The following is a 4,445-nucleotide window of genomic DNA, read 5'->3' as shown; positions in this document are numbered from 1 at the left end:
GCCGCGCGCCCGTGGCGGCCAGCTCGCGGGCGATCCCCGCGCCAATGCCGCTCGAAGCCCCGGTAATCAGGATGACCTTGTCCATGTTCAACTCCCGTCAGTTGGTGACGGGCGGAAGCTAGGTTGCCGGCATTGTCACGGCAATTTGCCCAATGCTTGCCTCGGTGGTAAGAATTTCTAACCAATGCGGATCGACAAGAACATCATCGAGCTGTTCGTGGCGGTGGCCGATGCCGGAAGCTTCCGCCTTGCCGCGGACCGGCTGGGCGTGACGCGGTCTGCCGTCAGTCAGGCCATGGGCAGGCTGGAGGACCATCTCGGGATTTCCCTGGTCAGCCGGACGACCCGCAGCTTCAGCCTGACCGAGGCGGGACGCCGTTTCTATGCGGACGTCGCGCCGGCGATCGGCGCGCTGAATGCCGCCGCCGAGCAGATCGGCGACAAGGCCGGGCCGCCGTCCGGCCTGCTGCGGCTGGCCGTGTCCTCTATCGCCGAACGCTTCATCTCCGGGCAATTGCTGGCCGCGTTCATGCGAGCCTATCCCGCGATCGAACTGGACATCACCATCACCGACGACACCTTCGACATCGTCGCCGAGCACTACGACGCGGGGGTGCGCCTCGGAGAAGTCATCGCGCAGGACATGATCGCTGTCCCGGTGTCCGGAGATCAGAGGCAGCTGGCGTTTGCCGCACCGAGCTATCTGGAAGCGCACGGCACGCCGGCGCACCCGCGCGATCTGATCCACCATGCCTGCATCGGCTGGCGGCCCGCGCCGCTGGCCGCGCCCTATCGCTGGGAGTTCACCGAAGCGGGCAGGGACTTCAATGTCGAGGTGAAGCCCAGCCTGACGACCAACGACATGTTGTTGATGATCCGCACCGCATGCGCGGGCGGCGGCATCACCTTCGGCATGGAGGAGACGTTCCAGCCCTACGTCGCGCGCGGAGAGCTGGTGCCTCTGCTCGAAAACTTCTCCGCGCCGTTCGCCGGATTCTACCTGTACTTTCCGAGGCGTCGGAACCTGGCGCCCAAGCTCCGCGCGCTCATCGATCATGCGAGGCGGGGGCTATGACAGCAGCGACTTCTTCATCAGCCTGTAGCCCGGATGAGCGCAGCGACATTCGGGTTCGCCGACACAGCTCGTGAGACCCTGGTTATCGCTATCGCTCCTCCGGGCTACAAAGCTCCCTAGGCTCGCGGCGTCGCGAGCCAGTCCCGCCAGAACTGTTCCTGCTCCGTAACCGAAGCAGGGACGACATCCGGCCCCTCGGAAAAGATGTCGACGAGATCTTCCCGTCGGGCGTGTCGGCCCATGGTCATCCTGTAGGCCTTGAGACCCTGACCCATGTCTCGCGCCATCCCCGACGGGTACACGTTCAGACTGGCGCCATACCAGAATGGCATGAGGCCATCTTCGGCCAGCACGCTCCGCAGGTCGCAGAGCGCCTGGAAGAAATCGGTCGCAGTGCTTTCGATGGTCCGATCTCTGTAGTCGCAACTGAGCCGACAGAGGTTGTCATCATCAAGCAAGGTGAAGACCGCTGTCTCACCATCAAGGCCGCCGACCAGGCGCAATCTGTGCTGCTCTTCCATGACCGATCCTTAAAACGGACGATTCAGACCATGATGTCGGCAATGAGTCCATCGCGATGTAGCCCGGATGAGTGCAGCGACATCCGGATTCGGCGAAGCGGCGCGTGAGACCCCGGATATCGCTGCGCTCATCCGGGGCTTACGAAGTGGCTAACGCCATCTCCCCACCTGCGACGACAGGTGAGCGGGACGAAAATATCGTTTCCTTTTTTCAGAAATCGTGCTATACGCAGCCATCCCGTTCCGAGCAGAGGGGCGTAGCGCGCGATCGTCACGACACGTGGGACGGGGAAGCGATGGACGCTGGGACGGCGTGCGACGAACGCTTGGCCCGCGGACATGAAGTCGTGTGGTCCTGACCTCCCGGTGCCGAGGTCAAGTCGACGGCAGCGCTCGCGCGTTGCGTCGATGACGGGGTCAACAAGCCGGTCCCCGGGGAGAGCCCGATATAAATGTTAAAACCGTCGCGCGGGGAATGCCGGATGTTCGGCTGAACCTGTGGTGACTGCCGCCTGCTTTTTTTCTGCAGGCGGGCCATGGGTGAGGCCGTCACCCGGCATTCCCCGCGCCCTCTCGCGTTTGGACAGGGCACCGCGATCGCACAGCTCGGGCGTGATTCGCCGCGAGAACGAGAGGTCGTGCCGCCGGCGGATTGGCCGCGCTGAAAAACCCCTTGCTCCGGCTCGCCTGGTTTGATGTTGCTCAAATTCCGCGCGAAGCCCACCTGTACGGTGGAACCGGGAGGACACGGGTGCTGCTGGCGATCTTCACCGACATCCATGCCAATCGGCAGGCTTTTGCGGCCTGCCTGGAGGCGGCGCGCGCCCGTGGCGCCGAGCGCTTCATCTGCCTCGGCGACATCGTCGGCTATGGCGCCGATCCGGAATGGTCGGTCGATACGGTGATGGAGATCGTCGCCGAGGGTGGGCTGGCGGTGCGCGGCAACCACGACAATGCCGTTTCGACGGCGAGCGAGAGCATGAATGCCGAGGCGCAGGCGGCGATGGAGTGGACGCGCGGTCGGCTCAGCGCCGAGCAGCGACGCTTTCTGGCCGAACTGCCGATGAGCGTCGGTGACGACGACCGGCTGTTCGTGCATTCGGAGGCGTCGAGCCCGACGCGCTGGCGCTACATTCAAAGCTCGGCCGACGCCGCCCGCAGCATGATCGCGACCGAGGCCGCGGTGACGTTCTGCGGTCACATCCACCGTCCGGCGCTGTATTCGATGTCCGCCACCGCCAAGATGACCAGCTTCACACCGACCGCCAACATGCCGGTTCAGCTGCTGCGCGGCCGGCAATGGCTCGCCGTAGTCGGCTCGGTCGGCCAGCCGCGCGACGGCGATCCGGCTGCGTCCTTCGTGACGTTCGATACGAAGACGCGCGATCTGACCTATTGCCGCGTGCCCTATGACGTCGAGACGGCGGCGCAGCGCATTCGTGACAACGGCCTGCCGCCCTGGCTGGCGCAGCGGCTGTCGATGGGACGCTAGACCATGCCGAGATCAAAGCTTCAGCCGGGCGTCGTGATCGACGGCTTCACGGTCGGCGACTGCGTGCATTCCGGCGGCATGGCGACGTTGTGGAGCGTCACGCGCCCGGATATCGACCGGCCCATCCTGATGAAGGTGCCGCGCGTCTCCGAGGGCGAGGACCCTGCGGCGATCGTCAGCTTCGAGATGGAGCAGATGATCCTGCCGAAGCTGTCGGGTCCGCATGTGCCGGCGTGCTTCGGGACCGGCGATTTCGCCACGCAGGCCTATGTCGTGATCGAGCTGATCCCGGGCGAGACGCTGTACAAGCGGCTGCCCGAGCTGCCGCTGCCCTACGAGGAGGCGCGGGTGCTGGTGGCGAAGATCGCGACCGCGCTGGCCGATCTGCACCGGCAGCACGTCATCCATCACGACATCAAGCCGTCCAGCATCATGTTCCGTCCCTCGGGAGAGGCGGTGCTGATCGACTACGGCCTGTCCTGCCACAAGCACTTGCCGGATCTGCTGCAGGAGGAATTCCGCCTGCCTTACGGCACCGCACCCTACATGGCGCCGGAGCGCATGATGGGCACGCGCAGCGATCCGCGCAGCGACATCTTTTCGCTTGGCGTGCTGCTCTACTTCTTCACCACGGGCGTGCGGCCGTTCGGCGAGACCGAGACCTTGCGCGGCATGCGCCGGCGGCTGTGGCGCGATCCCTATCCGCCGCGGCAGTTGAAGCCGGACTATCCGCCCTGGCTGCAGGAGATCGTGCTGCGCTGCCTGGAGATCGAGCCGGTCTGGCGCTATCCGACCGCGGCACAGCTCGCCTTCGATCTTGGCAATCCCGATCAGGTCAAGCTGACGGCGCGTGCGGAGAAGCTGAAGCGCGACCCGATCACGACGGTGTGGCGGCGCCGCTTCAACCGCGGCCTGGTGCAGCCGGAAACGAAGCCGTCCGATGTGGCGTTGCAGATCGCGTCCAGCCCGATCGTGGCGGTCGCGATCGACACGTCCGAGGGCGGCGAGGAGCTGAATGGCGCGCTGCGCGTCACCGCCGAGCGCATCCTCGCCACCTTGCCGTCGGCGCGGCTCGCCTGCGTCAACGTGCTGAAGCTCGGACGGCTGACCATCGACCGTACGCTCGACGAGGACGGCAACAACAAGCACATCGACCGCATGGTCGCGCTGAAGCACTGGGCGACGCCGCTCAAGCTCGATGCCAGTCGGCTCACGGTGCACGTGCTCGAAGCGGTCGATCCGGCGGCGTCGATCATCGAGTTCGCCGAGGTCAACCAGGTCGACCACATCATCATCGGCGCCCGCCGCGACTCCGTGCTGCGCAGCCTGCTGGGCAGCGTGTCTGCGAAGGTCGCGG

5 protein-coding genes are annotated in these 4,445 nt (G+C 65.5%); 3 read left to right on the top strand and 2 right to left on the bottom strand.

The window, feature by feature from the left end; translation table 11 throughout:
• Positions 1 to 85: SDR family NAD(P)-dependent oxidoreductase (locus BRAO375_RS37440; RefSeq protein ID WP_139031400.1), on the bottom strand; the 85-nt coding region annotated here is incomplete at its 3' end.
• 99 nt (positions 86 to 184) lie between these two features.
• Here BRAO375_RS37440 and BRAO375_RS16280 point away from each other — a divergent pair.
• Positions 185 to 1,075: a LysR family transcriptional regulator gene (locus BRAO375_RS16280; RefSeq protein ID WP_009028559.1), complete on the top strand. Its 891-nt coding sequence runs from the start codon at positions 185 to 187 to the stop codon at positions 1,073 to 1,075.
• Positions 1,076 to 1,191: 116 nt separating this feature from the next.
• On the opposite strand, the gene BRAO375_RS36360 is transcribed toward BRAO375_RS16280, so the two are convergent.
• On the bottom strand, positions 1,192 to 1,596 hold the full coding sequence (locus tag BRAO375_RS36360) for a hypothetical protein (protein ID WP_009028558.1): 405 nt from the start codon (positions 1,594 to 1,596) through the stop codon (positions 1,192 to 1,194).
• 751 nt (positions 1,597 to 2,347) lie between these two features.
• Between BRAO375_RS36360 and BRAO375_RS16270 the strand changes: the two genes are divergently transcribed.
• Positions 2,348 to 3,088: a metallophosphoesterase family protein gene (locus tag BRAO375_RS16270; RefSeq protein WP_009028556.1), complete on the top strand. Its 741-nt coding sequence runs from the start codon at positions 2,348 to 2,350 to the stop codon at positions 3,086 to 3,088.
• 3 nt (positions 3,089 to 3,091) lie between these two features.
• Positions 3,092 to 4,445: bifunctional serine/threonine-protein kinase/universal stress protein (locus BRAO375_RS16265; protein ID WP_035640632.1), on the top strand; the 1,354-nt coding region annotated here is incomplete at its 3' end.

This window comes from Bradyrhizobium sp. ORS 375, from assembly GCF_000239775.1.
Taxonomy (GTDB): domain Bacteria; phylum Pseudomonadota; class Alphaproteobacteria; order Rhizobiales; family Xanthobacteraceae; genus Bradyrhizobium.
This window is presented reverse-complemented; position numbering and strand designations above follow the sequence as displayed.

Bases quoted from the DNA above. Each gene is read 5' to 3' on its own strand.
- BRAO375_RS16280 (WP_009028559.1), top strand. From the start codon at position 185: ATGCGGATCGACAAGAACATCATCGAGCTGTTCGTGGCGGTGGCCGAT.
- BRAO375_RS36360 (WP_009028558.1), bottom strand. From the start codon at position 1,596: ATGGAAGAGCAGCACAGATTGCGCCTGGTCGGCGGCCTTGATGGTGAG.